This is a genomic window from Microbacterium suwonense, from assembly GCF_030296555.1.
In the GTDB taxonomy this organism is placed as follows: Bacteria; Actinomycetota; Actinomycetes; order Actinomycetales; family Microbacteriaceae; genus Microbacterium; species Microbacterium suwonense.
Genome location: NZ_AP027728.1, coordinates 1,794,913 through 1,814,390 on the forward strand (window position 1 = coordinate 1,794,913; position 19,478 = coordinate 1,814,390).

The window sequence follows — 19,478 nt, forward strand, 5'->3', positions numbered from 1 at the left end:
CTCCTGGGGAGGTCGGGTCAGACGGCTGCGATGTGCTCGCGGGCGGGGAAGAGTCCGTGGGAGCGGAACTCGCTGAAGTCGTAGATGGACCACTTGGTGGCCCAGGCGCGGTCGTCCTGCGGCCACACCACCGGCGGCCGGTCGTCGTCGAGGATCCACTCCATGTCGGCGTAGAGCTCGACGACGGCACCGGTCGGCTCGACGTAGTACGCCGCCATGTTGTGGCCGGCGCCGTGCCGCACCGGCCCCATCAGCAGACGCGAACCGGAGTCGTGCAGGCGGTCGCCCACCTTGCCGAGCTCGGCGATCGACTGCACCTGCCAGGCGTGGTGATGCATCCATCCCTTGCCCTTCATCAGCGCCACACCGTGGTGCTCGGCGTTGCAGCGAAGGAAGTAGGCGAAGTCGTCGCCGATGATGTCCGAGATGCGGAAGTCGAGGACGTCGCGGAAGAAGGCGAGCATCGCCTGCAGATTCTGCGGGTGCAGGTTCACGTGCCCGAAGCGGTCGGGTGCGTGACCGCTGGGGACCAGGCTCGCGTCTTCGAGCCCGATGTAGATCTCGAAGACGAAGTTCTCGGGTCCGATGAACGCGAAGCCGTCGGCGACACCCGGGTGCAGCGGCACCTCGGACAGCAGCGGGTAGCCCGCCTCGATGACGCGGGTGCGCACCAGGTCGAGACCGGCCTTTCCGGCGGCGACGAGACCGATGTGGCCGACGCCGTCCTCCGGAGAATCCAGGTAGACGAGCTCGTGATGGCGGCGAGCGCGGCTGGAGAGGTAGACGGCGTTGCCCGAGCGGTGAGTCTCCGTCAGCCCCAGGATGTCCCGCGCGTGGCGGATCGCATGCTCGATGTCCTTCGATTGCAGCGACACGTATCCGATCTCGCTGATGGCTCCGAATGCCATGCACGCACCTCCGACGTTCCAAAGTAGATTTTTACCGTATCATATATTCTTACTGCATTACTGGATGATCCCGTTCATCGACCAAGATAGGTTCCATGGCCACCGAGCAGACGAGCAAACGCAGGCACGTGATCGACGCGATCCGGGCCGATGTCCTCAATGGGGTCTGGCCTCCGGGCAGCCGCGTCCCACCCGGCGAACTCGCCGAGCGATATGCCACTTCCACCACCGTCATCCGCGAAGCCCTCACCCGGCTCGCGGGCGAGAACTTCCTCGTCAGCGAGCCCAACCGCGGGTTCTTCGTCCCGGCGCTCACCGACGGCGGCCTGACGGACATCACCGACGTCCGCTGCCTCATAGAGGGGCGCGCGATCGAACTCGCCATCGAGCGCGGTGGCGTCCAGTGGGAGGGCGAGCTCATCGCCGCGCACCATCTGCTCGCCCGCACCCCACGCCGCACCGAAGACGACCCGGCGCACACCAGCCCCGAGTGGCTCACGGCGCACCGGGCGTTTCACGAGAAGCTCATCGAGGCGTGCGGGGTGCCCTCGCTGTGCAGCTTCGCCCGCCAGCTGACCAACGCCACCGAACTGTTCCGCCGCTGGTCGGCTCCCGATGCCGGTGCTCGCGCACGCGACGTCGAGAAGGAGCATCGCGACATCCTCGACGCCGTGCTCGCGCGCGACGCACCGACGGCCGTCGCCCTGCTGCAGGCGCACTTCCAGCGCACCAGCGACATCGTGCTGCACCGCGCACAGCAGCAGCAGCGCGAGGCCGGCGCGCCGATTCAGTCGAACGTGTAGTCCTCTTCGGCGATCGACTCGGTCGCGGCCCAGTACTCGACGTTCGTGTACGGCCAGATCGTGACGACCCGCCCGGCCGCGTTCTGGTACCAGTTCGAGATGTACTCCTGCCCCCAGGCCATCCGCCTGTTGCCGGCATCGACCCAGGAGACGAAGCGATCGAGAGCGTCCTCGGTGACCTCGAGCGACCGTGCGCCCCGGCGCAGCAGTTCGCCGATGGCGCTGACCGCATACTCGGCCGCCCGCTCGATCATGAGATGACCCGAACCCGCGACGACGCCGTTGACGTTGGGACCGTAGATGAGGAAGAAGTTGGGGAACCGCGGCACGGTTATGCCGTTGTAGGCGCGGGAGTCGCCCGCCCAGTAGTCGTGCAGCTCCACGCCGCCGCGCCCGACGACGTCAGTCCCGTCGAGGAAGTCGCTCGCCTTGAACCCGGTGGCGAACACGATGACATCGGCCTCGTGCAGCACCCCGGCGCCGTCCACGACGCCCTCGGCGGTGATGCGGCCGACACCTGTCGAGACGACCGTGGTCTGCGGCGCCTGCAGCGCTTTCGCCCACACCCCGTTGTCGCGCAGCATCCGCTTCGCTCCCGGTGGGTAGTTCGGGATGGCGAGCTCGAGCAGATCAGGGCGGTCGCGGTACTGCTCTGCCATTCGGGCGATGAGCGATTCACGCACCTCATGGTTCTTCGCACTGACGGAAAGCGGGACGCCGGACCAGCCCTCCTCGGCGGTGACGGTGTGGAACCGGCCGGGGATGCCCAGCAGCAGTGTCCAGAGCCGGAACCACTGCCCGTAGTGCGGCACGGTGCGCTGCAGCCAGTCGAAGGTGTCGGTCATGCGCTCGTGGTAGTTGTCTGCGGGGATCATCCACGGCGCGCTGCGCTGGAAGACGGTCAGGTGATCGACCTGCTCGTAGACCGCCGGAACGATCTGATAGGCGCTCGCCCCCGTGCCGATGACCACGACGCGTTTGCCCTCGACGTCGACCGTCTCATCCCAATCCTGCGAGTGCACAGCGCGGCCGGCGAACGTCTCCAGCCCGGGGAAGTCCGGGATGTGCGGACGATCGAGCTGTCCCAACGCGGAGATCACGGCGTCGAATCGGCGCTCCTCCGTGCCCTGCGGGCCCGAGAGCACCACGACCCACTCGGACGCGTCCTCATCCCAGCGCGCCGAGTCGAAGCGCGTGCCGAATTCGATCCGCTCGGTGATTCCCGCCCGGTCGGCGACTTCCGCGAGGTAGTCGTGGATCTCCCCGCCCTCGGCGAACTGATGCGGCCAGTCCGTCTTCTGCGCGAACGAGTAGGAGTACCCGAAGGTCGGCGTGTCCAGCCGTACGCCCGGGTAGCGGTTCTTCCACCACGTGCCGCCGAGCGCGGGGGCTTCGTCGATGATGGTGAACGGAGCGCCCGCCTGCATCAGACGATAGCCGGCGGCGATGCCGGAGACCCCGGCGCCGATCACGAGCGTCCGGAACTCACGCGAACCCGCGAGGTCGGCGTAGACGAAGTCCGGAGCGCCGTTCTTATCTGGTGCGAGGCCGAGTTCGTGCTTGAGAGACGGCCAGTACTCGGCCCGTCCGTTCGTGAGGAAATCGAGGATCGCGTCGACCTGCTCGCGGGGCAGGATGCCGACGGATCGGATGCCGCTGTCGCGCAGCCGCACCAGCGCGGCGAGCGCCACCTCCCGCCCGCGTTCCACCTGCGCCGACGTCATCCCGCCGTGCGGATGTCCGAACGTGTCGACGAGAGTGAGCGGTGGGCGCAGCCCCGGCTCGAGGATCGACGGATCGCCGAGCGCAGCGGCGAGCGCAGCGAGCAGCGCCGGCAGATCGGCGCGCTCGACGATCGCCGCGAGCTCGGCGTCGGTCTCGACGATGGGATCGTACTCGTCGCGCCAGAACAGGTCATCGAACGGCACGCGAAGCGGTGCCGGGAGTTCTGCGGTCGGACGTGCGGCACCGGGCATCATGATTCCTCCTGGCGGACCAGGACCGGCGGCGCCTCGTACTCGCGCAGGCCGGCGATGATCCGGTTCTCGTCTCCGGGCACGATGACCGCGGCGACGTACTTGTCTGGTCGGACGAGCAGTGTCACTGCCTGCGCTCCGGCTGTGCGGGCTTCGCGGCACAGGGACACCACGGTGTCGGCTGTCTCGACGACGTCGGCGACGTCGGCTTCCGCGACGCTCGCGACCCGGGTACCCGCGGGGAGCACGCGTACGCGACGCACGCCCAGCCCGTCCCAGTAGGGATGCCGTGTGTCGACGCCGATGCCCTGCCCGATCTGCACAAGCGCCCACTCGCCGCCCAGCGCGCGGTCGAGACCCCGGTCTCGCCGTTCGCGAAGACCACCGTCGGCTGACCGAGCGGACGGCCGACGGCATCCGCAAGCGGCGATCGGCGACTCGGCGCCCGCACCGCCACTCCATCGGCGTAATTCGGCGGGGTGATGAAGCGCATGTAGCGCAGGTAGTCGTACACGGGCGGAACGACGCTGATCGCGCGGAAGAGCAGGTCGCGCAGGCGGGTACGGGCGGCGCCGATGGCCATCACGACATCCCCGGTGCGGCGCGACACGGTGACCATCTTCGCGCCGTGCGCGCGCCGCTCGGCCTCGTAGCTGTCCAGCAGCGCATCCGTGCCGCGGCCCGCGAGCACGTCGAGGATCTTCCAGGCGATGTTGTTCGCGTCGCGCAGGCCGGCGTTCAGGCCCTGCCCGCTGAACGGCGGCATCAGATGAGCGGCGTCCCCGACGAGGAACGCGCGCCCGCGACGGTAGTGCTCGGCCACGCGCTGATGGGCGACGTAGACGACCGCCCGCCGGATGTCCTCCGGGCGAACGCCGGACTCGATCGGCTCGCAGAGGGCGATGATCTTCTCCGGCGCGCACATCGCATCGCCGTCCTCGCCGTCGAAGAGCATGAACTCGATCCGGAGGCGATTCTTCACGCCCGGCACGAGCACGTAGGGGCGCCGACCGTTGCCGTAGAACTCGGCATACGGCTCGCGCGGGGTCATGACATTCACCAGATCGACGACGATCCAGCGCTCCTGCTGGGTCGAACCCACCAGTCGCGTGCCGATGGCGCTGCGCACGAACGACTTGCCGCCGTCCGCGCCGATCAGGAAGGAGGCGACGAGCAGCTCGGACTGCGTGTCCTCCCCCGCAGGGCGCACCTCGACCGAGACGCGGTCGCTGCTCTGCGCGACGCCCACGGCCCGCATGCCGGTGCGGAAATCGATGCGCTCGTGCGCGACGGCACGATCCCACAGCAGCTTCTCGAGGACCGGCTGATCGAACTGGCTCTTGGCAGGATGCCCGCTGCGGCTGGGCAGGGGCTTCGACGCGGCGAGCAGGCGGTCGTTCAGACCGAAGTACCGACTGCCGGTGTCGAGCAGCGTCTCGGATCTGAGCTCCTCGCAGATCGTCAGGAAGTCCATGATGCGGAACGTCTCGTCGGCGATGCTGATCGCCCGAGGCAGATCACCGGGGGCGGTCTGCTGCTCGATGACGGTGACCGCCGCGCCGCCGTCGGCGAGCCACAGGGCTGCCGTCAACCCGACGGGCCCGCCGCCGACGACGATGACATCGCGAAGCTCGGCATCATTCCTGTCGCGCCTTCTCATGCCGCGCTTCCGGTGCGAGCACCACCCGCGTTCGTCTTCGCGAACTGCACTTCCTCGTACACCTGTGTGCGCAGCTCGGCGAAACGCGGCAGTGAGCGGGTGCCGATCTGGTCGCGCTCATCCGGCAGATCGACAGCGATGTCGTTCTGGATGATCGTCGGCGAGCTCGAGAGCACGAGCACGCGGCTGCCCAGGTACACGGATTCGTCGATGTCGTGCGTGATGAACAGGATCGTCATGTTGTGCTCGCGCCAGACCTTGCGCACGAGATCTTCGAGTTCGCCGCGCGTCTGCGCGTCGACGGCCGCGAACGGCTCGTCCATCAGCAGCACGGTCGGGCGGGATGCCACCGCGCGAGCGATCGCCACGCGCTGCTGCATGCCGCCGGACAGCTGCCACGGGTACGACCTCATCGCGTGCCCGAGCGAGACGGCGTTGAGCGCGTCGAGCACACGCGCCCGGCGTTCGGCGCGCGGCACGCCCGCCACCTTCAGCGGCAGCTCGACATTGGCCTCGACCGACATCCAGGGGAAGAGGCTGCGCGCGTACTCCTGGAACACGACCGCCAGGCCCTTCGCCGGCCCGCGCACGCGCTTTCCGTCGAGCACGACGGTTCCTCCGGTGGGCTCGAGCAGGCCCGAGATCATCTTCAGCAGCGTCGTCTTGCCCGAGCCCGAGGGGCCGACCAGGCAGGCGAACTCGCCCTGGTGCAGGTCGAAGGTGAGGCTGCGAACGGCTTCCACCGCACCCGCACGCCCGTTGTAGGTCTTGCTCAGATTCTCGACACGCAGGAGGACATCGTCGCCCGTGCTCGGGGTGTCGTTCATGTCAATTGCCATCAGCCGCCGCCTTGAGTCCGTCGTACCACTTGAGAACGCCCTTCTGAACAAGGGCGAAGATCGCCGAGAGCACCACACCGACGACGCCGAGCAGCAGCACGCCGCTCCACATCTCGGGCACCGCCACACGGTTCTGGAAGTTCGTGATGAGTGTGCCGATGCCGTTCGCCGAGGCGAACATCTCAGACACCACCATCAGGATGAGGCCCACGGCGAGGCTCTGTCGCACGCCCGCCATGATCGCCGGTGAGGCACCGGGGAGCACCAGGTGCCAGACCCGGCCCCAGCCGTGGACGCCGTACACCTTCGCGGAGTTCGACAGCACTTCGTCGAGAGAGCGCACGCCCGTGATCGTGTTGAGGAGCACGGGCCAGATGCTGCCGAGCACGATCACCGTGATCCGCATGTTGTCGTTGAGTCCGACCACCAGCAGGAGGACCGGGATCATGATCGTCGACGGGATCGCCCGCAGGAACTCGAACAGCGGCTCGAAGAACCAGCGCGCCGAGCGGAACGATCCGATCAGCACTCCGAGCACGACACCGAGGACGATCGAGATGGCCAGGGCCAGCAGCAGGCGCCCGATGCTCGGCAGCACGTCGGTGAGAAGGTTCTCGCCGAGCCACACCGAGACGAACTTCTCCCACAGCGGCAGTGGCCGCGGAACGAACGGGCTGATGTCTCCCATCGTGGCGAAGTGCCAGATGAGGATGAGGATGATGGGCAGGCCCAGCCAGTAGGCGAGGTTCTTCAGAATGTTCACGCCGGAACCTCCGCTCGAACGGACTCGTGCCAGAACAGCGCCTTGCGCTCGGCGATCTTGGCTCCGGTGTTGATGATGATGCCGAGCACACCGGCTGTGACGATGAGGGCGTACATGGCGACGGGTGCGCCGTTGAGCTGTGCCTGAGCGACCGACTGTCCGAGACCGGGGGTGCCGATGATGAGCTCTGCGGAGACCGCGAGGATCAGCGAGATGGTGGCCGAGAGCCGCACACCGGTGAAGAAGTACGGCAGCAGTGTCGGGACGACGAGGTGCCGCGCCCGCTGCCCCCAGTTCAGGCCCATGGTCAGTGTCGTCTCGTGCGCGACGCGGTCGACATCGGCGACGCCGTAGAGGGTCTGGATGAGCACGACGAAGAAGCAGCCGTAGATGATCACGAGCAGCTCCGCTTCGAGCTGCGGGCCGAAGGCGAGGGCGGCGATCGGGATGAGCGCGACCGACGGGATCGGACGCAGGAACTCGATCACCGTGAACGTCGCCCGGCGCAGGAATCGGCTGGAGCCGATGATGACTCCCAGGACGAGGCCCGCGATGGCGGAGATCACAAGACCGAGGAACCATGCCCACAGCGTGGCGCCGACGGATGCCCAGAACGAGGTCAGTGCGAAGTTGCCGAAGAACTGTCCGATCACCTCTGCCGGGTACGGCAGGTACTCGTTCGACACCGGCCCGAACTGCGCGTAGAGCTGCCAGGCGATGAGGAACGTGACGACGCCGGCGGTGCCGAGGACGACGGGCCCGACCTGCGCCCAGCGATCCTGTCGTACCGTCTTGGCGACGCGGAGTACCTGCGTCTCAGTGACGGGAGGAGGAGTGACCATGTCGCTTCATCCATCTTTCATTGGGGCCGATGCGGAGATGCGGTGCGAGCGCACCGCATCTCCGCCTGATCACGTCAGTGCTTCCAGATGATCGCATCCATGTCGGGCTCGTTGGAGACGATCTCGTAGCGGGTCATCAGCTCTGCGAAGGTTCCGAGCACGGCCGGGTCGACCTCAGCGGAGTAGAGGGTCCACACCTGGTTCTTGGCAGCCGCCTCAGGGATGCTGAGCAGTTCGGGCAGCATGGCTGCGAGCGCGTCGTGGTTCTCGTTGGCGTACTCGTAGGTCTCCTCGAGCGCGGCGATGAAGTCCTCCGCCTTCTCGGGGTTGTCCTTGAGGAAAGTGCCGTTGCCGGCGATCACGAGCTCGTTCTTTCCGAGACCGTCCTCCTGGATGAAGTCGCTGAGCACCGAGCCGCCGGCGGCCTCGACCTGTCCGATCCACGGAGCGCCGGTCATACCGGCATCGATCTCGCCCGACTCGAGAGCTGCCGGCACGTCACCGAGCGCGAGCTGGATGTACTGGATCGTGCTCGGGTCGCCGCCGTCGGCCTCGACCGCGGCGTTGATGCCGATCTCACCGATCGATCCGAGCGCGTTGATCGAGACCTTCTTGCCTTCGAGGTCCTTGGGGCTCTTCAGCGGGGAGTCCGCGCCGACGAGCAGGGCGGTGGAATCGTTGACCGTGTCGGGGTCGTTCTGGGCGTAGCCCGCGACGATCTGCACATCGAGCCCCTGAGTGTTCGCGAGGATCGGCGTGACGGGGCTGGCGAGGAGGAACTGGATCTTGCCGCTGTCGAGCGCCGGCAGCTGTGCAGCCGAGGAAGCAGCCTGGATGACCTCGATGTCGAAGCCGTGCTCCTCGAAGAACCCCTGCTCCACACCCGCCTGGATCACGGCGACCGACGGCGAGGTGAAGACGCCGAGCGAGATCGGTGTGAGACCTTCCTGGGTCTCCTTCACGGTGCTGCCATCGACCGAACCCGACGAGCAGCCGAGAAGGCCGACCGCAAGAGCGACGGTGACAGTGGTGGTTCCGAGAACGCGTGATAGCGACATCATCAAACCTCTTCTTTGAGTCCGGGTCGACCTTGTCGGTCGATAAGTACATAATACACGTTTAGATACAGATTAAGTGAATAATATTTTCTTATGTTCCAGGGGTGATGCGGAAGGCTCTAAGCGAGGGAAGCCGGCTGACGCACGCGGATGCTGGCCGCCTCGAACACACGATCGAGCACCTCCCGCACCTCCTGGGCGAGGCACTCCGCCGCCACGACATGGTCCGGTCGCACGATCACGGCGCCGACCGGTCGCGCGTCGAACCAGGCCTGCAGACTCGCCTCTCCTCCGAGGTCGCCGACGATGGTCACGTCCGCCGCGGCGTGCGCACGCACCCACGGCAGCTGCGACCTCGGCACGACCTGCACGAGGCGTCCTCCGAGGTCCGCGATGGTGCGAGCCTGTTCGGGCGTCACGAACTTCGAAGGATCGTTGTTCCACATGATCACGCGCCAGCCCTGACCGGTGGCATCGTCGAGGAGCATCTCCACGCCGTCGGCATCGGTGGCCTGCGGCTGCGGGAAGATCGACCCGGCCATCCGCGGCACGTCACGTGCCGGCAGCGTCTTGAACTCCGGCAGGGGTGTGTGCACGACGACGCCCGCATCGAACTTCGGCTGCGGCTTGAACTTCTGCTGGGCCTGCGCGGCGCGCTCCTCCGGAGTCCGGTTGGCAGCGATCCTGTCGCGCTCGGCGGCCGCCGCGGGATCGTGATCGGTCATCTCCTTCGCCATGCCCAGCGAGACGGCGACCATCTGTGCGACATGCCCCAGACGCTCCTGCTCGTAGGTGTCGAGCAGGGCGGCATCCGCCTGTCCCTTCACGACGGCGGCGAGCTTCCAGCCCAGGTTGAACGCATCGCGGATGCCGGAGTTCCACCCCTGGCCGCCGACGACGGGCATCACGTGGGCGGCGTCCCCGGCGAGGATGATCCGCCCGACCTTGAACGCGCCGGCGACACGGGCGTGGTGGCGGTACACGCGGCTGCGGATGATGTCGAGCTTCGACGGATCGGGCACGTGCGGCGCGAGCAGCGAGCGCGCGAACTCCTCAGTGACCTCGGCCTCCTCGCCCTCGAAGAGCGTGAACTCCCAGCGGCGGATGCCGTGCGGCAGCGAGATGGAGGCGTAGCTGCGCTTCGGGTCGCCGCCGAACACCGCATGCGGTGTCCCGATCGGGTCGTTCGCCACGTCGATCACGAGCCCGTCGGAGGGGCGCGTCTCGCCCTCGAACGACAACTCGAGGCGCTTGCGCGTGGGGGATGCCCCACCCTCGGCCGCAACGACCCAGCGCGCACGGACGGTCTCGCCGTTCGCGAGCGTGGCTGCGACGCCGTCGGCATCCTCCACGAGATCGGTGACCTCGGCGCCGAAGCGGACGCTGACACGGGGGAAGCGCTCGAGCCCTTCCAGCAGCACGCGATCGACGAGCGGCTGCACGAAGCCGTTTCGGCGCGGCCAGCCGAACTCGCGGGTGGTGGGGTTGACCTCCGACAGGATGAGCCGGTCGCCGTTGACCATGTAGATCTTCTGATCGGGGATGGTGTGCGGCAGCACCTCGCCGACGATGTCGGCGGTCTGCATGACGCGCAGCGCCTCGTCATCGATGCCGACGGCCCGCGGGTAGCTGATGAGCTCGTCCTCCTTCTCGACGAGCAGCACCTCGATCCCCTGCTGACCGAGCAGGTTGGCAAGCGTGAGTCCCACCGGGCCCGCGCCGATGATGAGGACGTCGAAGACGGCGGATGCGGAGTTCAGAGCCATGACGCACTCCCGGAGGATCGCGCTGCGGTCAGCGCGGAGATGGTGTCGCCGAACGCGCGGTTCAGCAGGACGAGATCGATGCCGAGGCCGACGTAGTCGATCAGCCCCTCGGCGAGGAGGGCGGCCGTGTAGTCGGCGCGGCCGGAGTAGATGCCGAGCGTGAGGCCGTGGGCATCCGTCAGCTCGCGCAGGTGCACGATCGCGTCTTTCACCGGACCGTCCTCCCAGTCGCCGCGGCCGGGCAGCCCGTAGGAGACGGCCAGATCGGCCGGACCGATGTAGATCGAGTCGAGACCGGGCGTCGAGACGATCGCTTCGGCGTTGTCGACGCCGATCTGCGTCTCGATCTGAGCGATGGTCGACACGGCGAGATTGCCGGCGTCGGCGTAGGAGTCGCCGCTGTAGAGTGCGGGCCGAGACGGCCCCAGGCTGCGGTTGCCGACCGGCAGGTACTTGGTCGCCGCGACGAGTGCCTCGGTGGCCTCACGGGTCTCGACGGTCGGGGCGATGATGCCTCGCGCGCCGCTGTCGAGCAGGCGCAGGATCGGCGCGGTGTCGATCGACCCGACCCGCGCGTACGCGTAGGCGTTCCCGCGGGGAAGGGAGCGGAGGATGCCGCAGGCCGCCTCCACACCGAGTTCGCCGTGCTGCAGATCGAGGATGACGCCGTCGTAGCCCGCGGCCAGGGCCCACTCGGGCTCGGAGAATGAGGGCAGGGACTGGTGGAACAGCACCGGCTGCGCGCCACCGCGTGCGGCAGCCTTCATTGCGCCTGGTCCTTGCGATCGGCCAGCCGAGCCGCGTGGGCTGCGGCGGCGGTTCCGCCGAAGATCGGGGCGATCTCACGACGGGCGAAGAACCACCGGCCGTCGACGCGACGGTAGACCTCGCGGAACTCGCCGACCGATGCGGGCTGGGTCTGCGGGTCATTCGCGTCGCGGAACGTCAGGTACTGGACGGTGCCGTGCACCTCGTCGTCGTCTGCTCCGGGAACGAGGCGGATCGCTCCGATGAAGTGGCGGCCGACGATGTCGGTCTGCAGGGCGCGCTTGGCTCCCCATGCTTTCATCCCTTCACGACCCATCTGCCCCATCGGACCGACCGAGACGCCGTCCTCGGTGTAGAGCTCCCAGGTGGTGTCGGCCTGGTTGTGGTCGAGGCGGTACAGCATCTCGGAGATCAGCTGCTCGATCTCGACGCGGGTGATCGCGGGTACGGGCGTGTAGGCGCTCATGATTCAGATCTCCTCAGGCCTTCGAGTCGACGGTCGCGGTGACGCGACCGAGTCCGGTGATCGTGGCGACGCACTCGACGTCGGCGGGCCACGGTTCGATGTATCCGATCGAGCCCGACAGCAGCACCTCTCCGGCACGCAGCGGATGCCCGGTGGTGATCGCCGTCTCGGCGAGCCATTGCACGGCATTGACCGGGTCGCCGAGCACGTTGCTGCCGACGCCGCGGGTGATCTCGGTGTCACCGGCGGTGATCACCATCTCGACGGCCGTGAGGTCGACGTCGCCGTAGGGGTGCTTCTCCTCGCCGAGGACGAGTCCACTGCATCCGGCGTTGTCGGCGATCGTGTCGACGATCTGTCCGACGCTGCCGCCGTAGCGGAAGTCGACGATCTCGAACGCCGGGGTGACGTAGTCGATCGCCGCGACGATGCTCTCAAGGGACGGATCGAGGATGTCGTTCTTGAGCACGAAGGCGACCTCGGCCTCGATGAGCAGCCGGTTGTAGCGGGATGCGGGCAGCACGACGCCGGACTGGAAGACCATGTCGTCGTGGATGATGCCGTAGTCGGGTTCGAACACTCCGACGCGCTTCTGCACGAGCGGGTTGGTCAGCCCGACCTTGCGTCCGACGCGGCGCACGCCGAGCTCGCTCTCGCGGAGTGAGGCGAATGCCTCCGAGATCGCGTAGGCGGAGTCGAGGTCGTGCTCGGGAAGCCGCGGACTCACATACGGAACGGTGTAGGTGCCGTTCTTGGCGTCATGCAGCTCGCGGGCGATCTCGACGATGGTCTGAGCGTCGACGGTCACTGGTCGCTCCCTTCTGAGTGGCGGGCGAGAAACGCCGTGGCGGCCGCGTTGAACGCGTCCGCTCCCTCCCACTGCGGCCAGTGGGCGGCGCCCTCGACGAGCAGGAACTCGTTGTCGGGGATGAGCCCGGCCAGGCGTCTGCCCTCCTCGGCGTCGCCGGTCGGCTCGTTGTCGGTCCAGACGAACAGCGCGGGCACCCCGATGGAGGCGAAGTCCTCGTCGGTGACGCGGTTGCGCCAGCGCGGCTCGGGCCGGCGCAGCGCCGAGACGTGCGCCATGTTCGCCCCGCTCGGATCCTGGCTGTAGATCGCGCGGCGCACCTTCACGAGCTCGTCGGTGATGTTCTCGGGATCGTGGATGACCACCTGCAGGCGCTTCTTCACGTTCTCGAAGGTCGGCTCGGTGACGGCCTGCACACTGACGGACTGCGCCTTGTCGACCTTCTGCTCTCCGACCACGCGCCCGCCGGGAGCGCTGAGGATCACGGTGCGCAGGCGCTCCGGGTGGTGCGCAGCGAACTTCACGGCGAGCCAGCCGCCGAGCGACTCGCCTGCCAGGTGCACCCGGTCGAGGCCGAGCGTGTCCAGCAGACCGAGGAGGTGCTGCTCGTACTCGGGGATCTCGAGGTCGTGGTCGGTCAGGGTCGTGTAGCCGTGGCCCGGGTAGTCGTAGCCGACGACGCGGAACCCCGCCACGGCCAGCGCGCGGACGTTCTGCGTCCACGCCTCGATGTGGCCGCTGGTGCCGTTGGCGAGCACGACGACCTCAGCCGTCGACGAACCGCCCTGCGGTTCGATCTCGAGCACGCGCGTGCGCCACGGGCCCACCTGGACGTAGTGCAGGACGTGCGGGAGGTCGGCGATGGCCTCCCAGAAGGTCGACAGTGCGGTCATGACGTGCGTGCCGCCTGGATCGCGAAGCCGGCGGCCCAGCCCTTGACGGCCCAGTAGTGATCGACGTCGAACCCGTAGGGGCCGGCGGTCGACAGCGCAGCATACGCGGCGAGCCAGCTGCGCATCTCGTGTGCGGCCGAGCCCCCTCGGCGAGGAACCAGGAGTTGTCCCACTCGTCGGCCGGCGTCAGATCGCCCGAGCGGAACGTGTCGAGCAGAAGGGTGTCCCACTCCTCGTTCAGCGGGTCGCTGTTGCCGCCGCCGTCGGCGATCTTCTGGATCGCGGTGACGATCGCGTTCTCGCGTGCCATCCGCTCGTCGCGGCTGGGTGCATAGTCGATGAGGCGCTCCTGGAGTGTGCCCGGGGCGCCCTCCCAGCGCGGGATCGGCGGGTCGTGCGAGATGCCGCCGGACGCGATGAAGAGCACGCGCTTGTCGAGCTGCTGCGCGGCGCGGCCGAATGCCTCGCCCATCAGGCGGACGCGGTTCATGGGGGTCAGCGGGATGCCGAGCGAATTGACGAACACCGGGATGATCGGCTGCGTGAACTCGGTGCCGAACAGGAAGTTCACCGGCTGCATCACACCGTGGTCGACCTTCATGCGCTCGGAGCGGCCGATGTCGATGCCCTGCTCGAGGACAAGACGGTGCAGCTCGCGGGCCGTCTCGCTGTCCACCCGGATCGGCCCCTCGGTGGTGCCGTAGTCGCCGATCCCCTCGGCCTGCGCGCCGACCACCCACGGGGAGATGTTCGAGTACAGCTGGCCGTTGAAGTGGTCGGGGCCGAAGACGACGATGACCTCCGGGTCGAAGTCGGCGATGAACGCCTTGACCTCGTCGATGGCGGCAGTGATCTCGGCGAACGTGTTCCCTCCGGGGTCGACGTTCCCGAAGGACGGAGCGTGTGAAAGCGCGGCGACTGCGAGCGACATGGGTTCTCCTTCTGCCTGGTGCCGACGGTGGCTCGGACTCGCATCGACAGGTGCGAATACATATTCTGGAATCAAGATTCTAGAACTTGCAGCTATTATGATCGGTGGACCGCGCGATGTCAAGCGGTCGCAGAGCTCGATGGAGGAAATGCCATGGCGACACGAAAGGGCGAGCATCACGGCTCGGCGGCATCCAAGCGAGCGATCCTGGAGGCCGTTCTCTCCCGCGCTCTGGAAGCGGGGTACGAGGGAACGACGATGGTCGACGTCGCCCGCGCCTCGGGATTGCCCATCGGATCGGTCTACTGGCACTTCCAGAACAAGGAGCAGCTCTTCGCCGAGCTTCTGGACTACTGCTTCGAGATCTGGAAAGACGCGAACCCTCCGTCGCGCTCGATGCGCGAGCGGCTGCGCATCAGCATCGGCACCTCAGCAGCCGCATCGGCCGGATCGGCTGATCCCGCGGCGGCGTTCTGGAGCATCGGTCTCATCTTCGCCCTGCGCCGTTTCGACGACAACGCCGCACGGCAGCGCTACCTGGGCATCCGCGCGGAGATGTTCACCCTCATGGCCGAGCGGCTGCGCGCGGAGTTCCCCGCGCTTCCCGAGGACGAGGCGAACAAGCTGGCACGGGACATCACCGGCATGGCGCGAGCCGTCACGGACGGGTTCCGCATCGCGGCTGCGGCCGGCGATGACACCGATTTCGAACATGCCGCCGCCATGGCCGCGGATGCCCTGGAGCATCTGATCAGAACCCGTGTCTCGGAGCTCACCGATGCCTGAGCAGTCCACTCCGCCGGTCGCGATCATCGTCGGGGCCGGCGCCGGGATCGGGGCGGCCGCTGTCCGGGAGTTCGCCGAGAACGGCTACCGCGTCGTCGCGATGTCGCCGTCCGGGCGCGGACGTCAGCTCGCGGAGTCTCTCGGGGGCGAGGGGATCGATGGCGCGAACACCGACCCCGAGGCGCTGCGCGCGGTCGTCGACCTCGCCGTCTCACGCTACGGGCGCATCGACGCGGTCGTGAACAGCAGCGGCCATGCCGCGCGCGGACCGCTGCTGGAGGTCACCGACGACGAGTGGTTCACCGGCATGGACCTGTACCTCATGAACGTCGTGCGCATGGCGCGCCTCGTGACGCCCCACTTCCTGGCCGCCGGCGGCGGTGCGATCGTCAATGTGTCCACGGCGTCCGCTCTGGAGCCGAGCGCTTCCTTTCCCGTGTCGGCGACGGTGCGCGCCGCCCTCGCCGCGTTCACGAAGCTCTACGCCACGGAGTACGGTCCGCACGGCATCCGGATGAACAATGTGCTCCCCGGGTTCACGACGGACGACCCTGCGACCGTATCCCCGCAATGGACGCAGCGCATACCGCTGCGGCGAGCGCAGAGCACCAGGGAACTCGCCCGCGTGATCCGATTCCTCGCCGGCAGTGATTCGGGCTACATCACCGGTCAGAACCTCCGCGCGGACGGGGGCGAGACGCGCTCCCTCTGAACGGGCTCGCGCTGATCAGCCGACCGCCGCCGGTCAGAGGGCTACCCGCAGTTCGGCCTCGATCGCCGTCGCGGTCTGCGTCAGCGCAGGGAGCAGCGCTCGACGCGTCTCGTCGGCCGATTCACGACCGGTGCTGGTCGACACATTGACGGCCGCGACGACCTCGCCCCTCGACCGCAGCGGCACGGCGATCGAGCGAAGGCCCTCCTCCAGCTCGCCGTCGACCATGGCCCAGCCCTGCTCACGCACCACGCGGATCTCGGTCGTCAGTTCGGCGCTGTCCACTCGCGTGCGCGGTGTGTAGGGCGGGCGCTCGGAGCTGTCGATGAGCGAGAGCGCCTCCGTCTCGGGACGAGCCGACAGGAGCACTCGTCCCATACTCGTCGCGAAAGCGGGCAACCGCGTGCCGATGGTGATCCGGACGCTGATGATGCGCCGACCGGCGGCACGGGCGACGTAGACGATCTCATCGCCGTCGAGCACCGCGACCGACACCGACTCGCCGACCTGGCGGGAGAGATCCTCGAGATGGGGTTGCACGATCTCGGGGAGCGACAGTGACGAGAGATAGCCGTAGCCGAGCTCGAGCACCCGCGGGGTCATCGCGTATCGCCCCTCGGGCACGGCGCGCAGATAGCCGAGCTGCTCGAGGGTGCGCAGGAAGCGTCGGGCGGCGGCACGAGGAATGCCCGCACGGCGCGCGACCTCGGCCAGCGAGAGGGCCGCGGGCTCGCCGTCGAACGCCTTGATCACAGCCAGCCCTCGCGCGAGGGATTGGACGAAGTCCCCGCCGGGAGAGCTCGCAGCGGGGGATTCGTCGGTCGCAGTCACATCGAAACCCTAGCGCTCGAGCACGACCGCGAGGCCCTGCCCGACGCCGATGCAGATCGCGGCGATCGCGACTCCCCTCCGCGCCGCCGCAGCTCGTGCGCGGCGTGTCCCAGGATGCGGCCGCCGGAGGCGCCGAGCGGATGCCCGATCGCGAGGGCACCGCCGTGGATGTTGAGCTTCTCGGGGTCGAGATCCGGCCAGCCGCGCAGGCAGGCGAGCGACTGCGATGCGAACGCCTCGTTCAGCTCGACGACGTCGACGTCCGCCCAGGTGCGGCCGGCACGCGCGAGCGCCTTGTTCGCGGCTTCGATCGGCGCGATGGGAAAGTCCTCCGGATCCACGCCGTGCGCGGCGCGTCCGGTGATCCGGGCCAGCGGCTCGTGATCGAGCACGCCCTCCGCGCCGAGCAGCACGGCTGACGCGCCGTCGTTGATCGAGGACGAATTGCCCGCCGTGACGCTGCCGCCGTCGGCGAACAGAGCGCGCAGCCCGGCGAGCTTCTCGAGCGTCGACTCCTCGCGGATGCCCTCATCCCTGATGAGCGCCGCCCCCTCGACCTGCACGATCTCGTCGTCGTAGATGCCGTCGGCCCAGGCCTTGGCAGCCCGCTGATGCGACCTCAGAGCGAATGCATCCTGGTCCTCCCGGGTGATGCCCGCGTTCACCGCGATCCGCTCGGCCGCCTCGCCGTTGGAGATGGCCCAGGCTGCGGGCAGGGCAGGATTGACCATGCGCGCGCCGATCGCTGTGTTCCACATGGTCTGGTTCCCGGTCGCCGGAAACGCCTTGGCGGACTTCTCCACCACGTAGGGGGCACGGCTCATGGACTCCACTCCGCCCGCGAGGATGATCTCCGCATCCCCCGACTCGATGGCTCGTGACCCCTGGATGACGGCCTCCAGACTGGATGCGCACAGCCGGTTCACCGTCACCCCCGTCACCGACGTGGGAAATCCGGCGAGCAGAGCGCCGAATCGCGCGACATTGCGGTTGTCTTCGCCGGCCTGATTGGCGTCGCCGAAGATCACGTCGTCGATGCGTGCCGCGTCGAGGCCGGTGCGCTCGACGCTTGCGCGCATGACGGCGGCGGCGAGGTCATCGGCGCGGATGCCGGAGAGGGCGCCGCCTGAGCGGCCGAACGGCGTGCGCACTGCGTCGTAGATGTGGGTGACTCTCATGACAGCTCCAGTCCGGTGAGTTCTTCCAAGGCTCGGATGGTGTTGTCGCCGAAGGCCTCACGCACGCGGAAACCGCCTGCAGTGACCTCGAAGACGGCGTGATCGGTGTAGACGCGGCTGACGCAGCCGACGCCGGTGAGCGGGTAGGTGCACGCGGAGACGAGTTTGGATGCGCCGTCCCTCGTGAGCAGGTCTGTCATCACGTACACGTCCTTGGCGCCGATGGCGAGGTCCATGGCACCGCCGACGGCCGGGATCGCCCCGGGCGCCCCCGTCGACCAGTTGGCGAGATCGCCGTTCTCCGCGACCTGGAAGGCCCCGAGCACGCAGATGTCGAGGTGTCCTCCGCGCATCATCGCGAACGAGTCCGCGTGGTGGAAGTAGGACGCTCCGGCGAGCGCCGTCACCGCCTGCTTGCCGGCGTTGATGAGATCTGGGTCGACCCGTCCCTGCGCCGGCGCCGGCCCCATACCCAGCAGCCCATTCTCGGTGTGCAGGAGAATCTCGAGATCGGCGGGCAGATAGTCGGCCACCAGCGTCGGCGCACCGATGCCCAGGTTGACGACGGCGCCCTCGGGGATATCGGCGGCGACGCGCGCGGCCAACTCGTCACGGGTGATACGGCTGCTCATCGCTTCTCGCCCTCGGTCACGACATCCGTCTCGTCGGCATGCAGCGGGCGGCCCTCCAGGTCGACCCCGCCGATGAACTCGCCCTCACGCAACCAGTTCCGTGCTCCGACGGCGACGAGGCGGTCGACGAACATGCCCGGCGTGACGACGTGCTCCGGATCGATCGCCCCGAGCGGGACCACCTCGTCGACCTGCGCGATCGTCGTCGTGGCAGCGGTGGCCATGATGGGTCCAAAATTGCGGGCGGTCGCACGATAGGTCAGGTTGCCCCAGCGGTCGCCCCGGAGCGCGCTGATGAGGGCGAAGTCGGCTTTGAGCGGATACTCGAGAACGTAGCGGCGGCCGTCGATGGTCCGCTCCTCCTTTCCGCGGGCGAGCTCGGTGCCCACGCCCGTGGGAGAGAAGAACGCGCCGATGCCTGCGCCGGCGGCGCGGATGCGCTCGGCGAGGTTGCCCTGCGGGACGAGCTCGAGCTCGATCTCTCCTGCGCGGTACAGGCGGTCGAAGACCATCGAGTCGCTCTGGCGCGGAAAGGAGCACACGATCTTGCGCACCAGGCCGCGCGCGAGGAGGGCGGCGAGACCCGTTTCACCGTTGCCGGCATTGTTGTTCACGATCGTGAGGTCGCGGGGCCCGTGCGCGATGAGCGCGTCGATGAGCTCGACGGGCTGTCCGGCCCGCCCGAAACCGCCGATCATCACGGTCGCACCGTCCGGGATGTCCGCGACCGCGACCGCGGCATCCGACATCGTCTTGTCGATCACGGATCTCCTCAAGAGTGTTCGCTGTGCGAACGTACGTTCGCTTAATGAACAGAATAGCAGAGCGCCCGCTCGCCGCTTCGCCGCGCACCGTACG

Annotated in this window: 19 protein-coding genes and 2 pseudogenes; 3 read left to right on the forward strand and 18 right to left on the reverse strand. The window is 68.0% G+C overall.

Annotated elements, in window-relative coordinates; translation table 11 throughout:
• Nucleotides 1–17 precede the first annotated feature (17 nt).
• A complete protein-coding gene (locus QUE33_RS08960) occupies nt 18–908 on the reverse strand; it encodes a VOC family protein (RefSeq protein WP_286299277.1) in 891 nt (296 codons plus the stop codon).
• 95 nt (nt 909–1,003) lie between these two features.
• Between QUE33_RS08960 and QUE33_RS08965 the strand changes: the two genes are divergently transcribed.
• Entirely contained in the window at nt 1,004–1,711 is a 708-nt protein-coding gene (locus QUE33_RS08965; protein ID WP_286299279.1) for a GntR family transcriptional regulator, read from the forward strand.
• On the opposite strand, the gene QUE33_RS08970 is transcribed toward QUE33_RS08965, so the two are convergent.
• From QUE33_RS08970 to QUE33_RS09030, 13 genes and pseudogenes are all read right to left on the reverse strand, one after another.
• On the reverse strand, nt 1,696–3,690 hold the full coding sequence (locus tag QUE33_RS08970; protein WP_286299281.1) for a flavin-containing monooxygenase: 1,995 nt from the start codon (nt 3,688–3,690) through the stop codon (nt 1,696–1,698). The two genes, QUE33_RS08965 and QUE33_RS08970, sit on opposite strands and share 16 nt — an antisense overlap.
• Nucleotides 3,687–4,010 (reverse strand): hypothetical protein, encoded by a 324-nt coding sequence (locus QUE33_RS16455; protein ID WP_491562447.1) that lies wholly within the window; start codon nt 4,008–4,010, stop codon nt 3,687–3,689. The genes QUE33_RS08970 and QUE33_RS16455 overlap by 4 nt, the downstream gene beginning before the upstream one ends.
• Before the next feature lie 347 nt (nt 4,011–4,357).
• Nucleotides 4,358–5,347 (reverse strand): annotated as a pseudogene (locus QUE33_RS16460) (FAD-dependent oxidoreductase); the annotation flags it as partial.
• Nucleotides 5,344–6,186, reverse strand: coding sequence for an ABC transporter ATP-binding protein (locus tag QUE33_RS08985; protein WP_286299288.1), 843 nt, complete (start codon nt 6,184–6,186; stop codon nt 5,344–5,346). The pseudogene QUE33_RS16460 and the gene QUE33_RS08985, both read right to left, overlap by 4 nt.
• Nucleotides 6,176–6,949 carry an ABC transporter permease gene (locus QUE33_RS08990; protein ID WP_286299289.1) on the reverse strand — a complete coding sequence of 258 codons (774 nt, stop codon included), beginning with the start codon at nt 6,947–6,949 and terminating at the stop codon, nt 6,176–6,178. Before QUE33_RS08990 ends, QUE33_RS08985 begins: the two co-directional genes overlap by 11 nt.
• Nucleotides 6,946–7,791 carry an ABC transporter permease gene (locus QUE33_RS08995; protein ID WP_286299291.1) on the reverse strand — a complete coding sequence of 282 codons (846 nt, stop codon included), beginning with the start codon at nt 7,789–7,791 and terminating at the stop codon, nt 6,946–6,948. The genes QUE33_RS08990 and QUE33_RS08995 overlap by 4 nt, the downstream gene beginning before the upstream one ends.
• A gap of 74 nt (nt 7,792–7,865) precedes the next feature.
• The gene (locus tag QUE33_RS09000; protein ID WP_286299292.1) at nt 7,866–8,852 is read right to left on the reverse strand and encodes an ABC transporter substrate-binding protein; all 987 of its coding nucleotides are present in this window, start codon (nt 8,850–8,852) and stop codon (nt 7,866–7,868) included.
• A 116-nt stretch (nt 8,853–8,968) separates the two neighbouring features.
• Complete coding sequence (gene mhpA, locus QUE33_RS09005; protein WP_286299293.1) at nt 8,969–10,615, reverse strand: bifunctional 3-(3-hydroxy-phenyl)propionate/3-hydroxycinnamic acid hydroxylase MhpA; 1,647 nt, start codon at nt 10,613–10,615, stop codon at nt 8,969–8,971.
• Entirely contained in the window at nt 10,606–11,382 is a 777-nt protein-coding gene (locus tag QUE33_RS09010) for an HpcH/HpaI aldolase family protein (protein WP_286299295.1), read from the reverse strand. Before QUE33_RS09010 ends, mhpA begins: the two co-directional genes overlap by 10 nt.
• The gene (locus tag QUE33_RS09015; protein WP_286299297.1) at nt 11,379–11,849 is read right to left on the reverse strand and encodes a nuclear transport factor 2 family protein; all 471 of its coding nucleotides are present in this window, start codon (nt 11,847–11,849) and stop codon (nt 11,379–11,381) included. Before QUE33_RS09015 ends, QUE33_RS09010 begins: the two co-directional genes overlap by 4 nt.
• A 13-nt stretch (nt 11,850–11,862) precedes the next feature.
• Nucleotides 11,863–12,657: a 2-keto-4-pentenoate hydratase gene (locus tag QUE33_RS09020; RefSeq protein ID WP_286299300.1), complete on the reverse strand. Its 795-nt coding sequence runs from the start codon at nt 12,655–12,657 to the stop codon at nt 11,863–11,865.
• Complete coding sequence (locus QUE33_RS09025) at nt 12,654–13,463, reverse strand: alpha/beta fold hydrolase (protein ID WP_286299304.1); 810 nt, start codon at nt 13,461–13,463, stop codon at nt 12,654–12,656. The genes QUE33_RS09020 and QUE33_RS09025 overlap by 4 nt, the downstream gene beginning before the upstream one ends.
• The gene (locus QUE33_RS09030; RefSeq protein WP_286299306.1) at nt 13,423–14,481 is read right to left on the reverse strand and encodes a 3-carboxyethylcatechol 2,3-dioxygenase; all 1,059 of its coding nucleotides are present in this window, start codon (nt 14,479–14,481) and stop codon (nt 13,423–13,425) included. The genes QUE33_RS09025 and QUE33_RS09030 overlap by 41 nt, the downstream gene beginning before the upstream one ends.
• Nucleotides 14,482–14,634: 153 nt before the next feature.
• On the opposite strand from QUE33_RS09030, the gene QUE33_RS09035 reads away from it, so the two are divergent.
• Together QUE33_RS09035 and QUE33_RS09040 are read left to right on the forward strand one after the other, a co-directional pair.
• Nucleotides 14,635–15,267, forward strand: coding sequence for a TetR/AcrR family transcriptional regulator (locus QUE33_RS09035; protein WP_286299309.1), 633 nt, complete (start codon nt 14,635–14,637; stop codon nt 15,265–15,267).
• Complete coding sequence (locus QUE33_RS09040; RefSeq protein ID WP_286299310.1) at nt 15,260–15,979, forward strand: SDR family oxidoreductase; 720 nt, start codon at nt 15,260–15,262, stop codon at nt 15,977–15,979. Before QUE33_RS09035 ends, QUE33_RS09040 begins: the two co-directional genes overlap by 8 nt.
• A gap of 33 nt (nt 15,980–16,012) precedes the next feature.
• Here QUE33_RS09040 and QUE33_RS09045 read toward each other — a convergent pair whose 3' ends face one another.
• The 4 genes and pseudogenes from QUE33_RS09045 to QUE33_RS09060 form a co-directional block, all read right to left on the reverse strand.
• Nucleotides 16,013–16,810 (reverse strand): IclR family transcriptional regulator domain-containing protein, encoded by a 798-nt coding sequence (locus QUE33_RS09045; RefSeq protein WP_286299311.1) that lies wholly within the window; start codon nt 16,808–16,810, stop codon nt 16,013–16,015.
• A gap of 9 nt (nt 16,811–16,819) precedes the next feature.
• Nucleotides 16,820–17,988 (reverse strand): annotated as a pseudogene (locus tag QUE33_RS09050) (thiolase family protein).
• Nucleotides 17,985–18,620 (reverse strand): 3-oxoacid CoA-transferase subunit B, encoded by a 636-nt coding sequence (locus tag QUE33_RS09055; protein WP_286299313.1) that lies wholly within the window; start codon nt 18,618–18,620, stop codon nt 17,985–17,987. The pseudogene QUE33_RS09050 and the gene QUE33_RS09055 overlap by 4 nt, the downstream one beginning before the upstream one ends.
• Complete coding sequence (locus tag QUE33_RS09060) at nt 18,617–19,384, reverse strand: 3-oxoacid CoA-transferase subunit A (protein WP_286303131.1); 768 nt, start codon at nt 19,382–19,384, stop codon at nt 18,617–18,619. Before QUE33_RS09060 ends, QUE33_RS09055 begins: the two co-directional genes overlap by 4 nt.
• Between the last annotated feature and the right edge of the window lie 94 nt (nt 19,385–19,478).

Coding starts and splice junctions, on each gene's coding strand:
- QUE33_RS08970 (WP_286299281.1), bottom strand. CDS start 3,690: ATGATGCCCGGTGCCGCACGTCCGACCGCAGAACTCCCGGCACCGCTT.
- QUE33_RS09055 (WP_286299313.1), bottom strand. CDS start 18,620: ATGAGCAGCCGTATCACCCGTGACGAGTTGGCCGCGCGCGTCGCCGCC.
- QUE33_RS09030 (WP_286299306.1), bottom strand. CDS start 14,481: ATGTCGCTCGCAGTCGCCGCGCTTTCACACGCTCCGTCCTTCGGGAAC.
- QUE33_RS09000 (WP_286299292.1), bottom strand. CDS start 8,852: ATGATGTCGCTATCACGCGTTCTCGGAACCACCACTGTCACCGTCGCT.
- QUE33_RS08960 (WP_286299277.1), bottom strand. CDS start 908: ATGGCATTCGGAGCCATCAGCGAGATCGGATACGTGTCGCTGCAATCG.
- QUE33_RS09010 (WP_286299295.1), bottom strand. CDS start 11,382: ATGAAGGCTGCCGCACGCGGTGGCGCGCAGCCGGTGCTGTTCCACCAG.
- QUE33_RS09015 (WP_286299297.1), bottom strand. CDS start 11,849: ATGAGCGCCTACACGCCCGTACCCGCGATCACCCGCGTCGAGATCGAG.
- QUE33_RS08985 (WP_286299288.1), bottom strand. CDS start 6,186: ATGGCAATTGACATGAACGACACCCCGAGCACGGGCGACGATGTCCTC.
- QUE33_RS08995 (WP_286299291.1), bottom strand. CDS start 7,791: ATGGTCACTCCTCCTCCCGTCACTGAGACGCAGGTACTCCGCGTCGCC.
- QUE33_RS09040 (WP_286299310.1), top strand. CDS start 15,260: ATGCCTGAGCAGTCCACTCCGCCGGTCGCGATCATCGTCGGGGCCGGC.
- mhpA (WP_286299293.1), bottom strand. CDS start 10,615: ATGGCTCTGAACTCCGCATCCGCCGTCTTCGACGTCCTCATCATCGGC.
- QUE33_RS09035 (WP_286299309.1), top strand. CDS start 14,635: ATGGCGACACGAAAGGGCGAGCATCACGGCTCGGCGGCATCCAAGCGA.
- QUE33_RS08965 (WP_286299279.1), top strand. CDS start 1,004: ATGGCCACCGAGCAGACGAGCAAACGCAGGCACGTGATCGACGCGATC.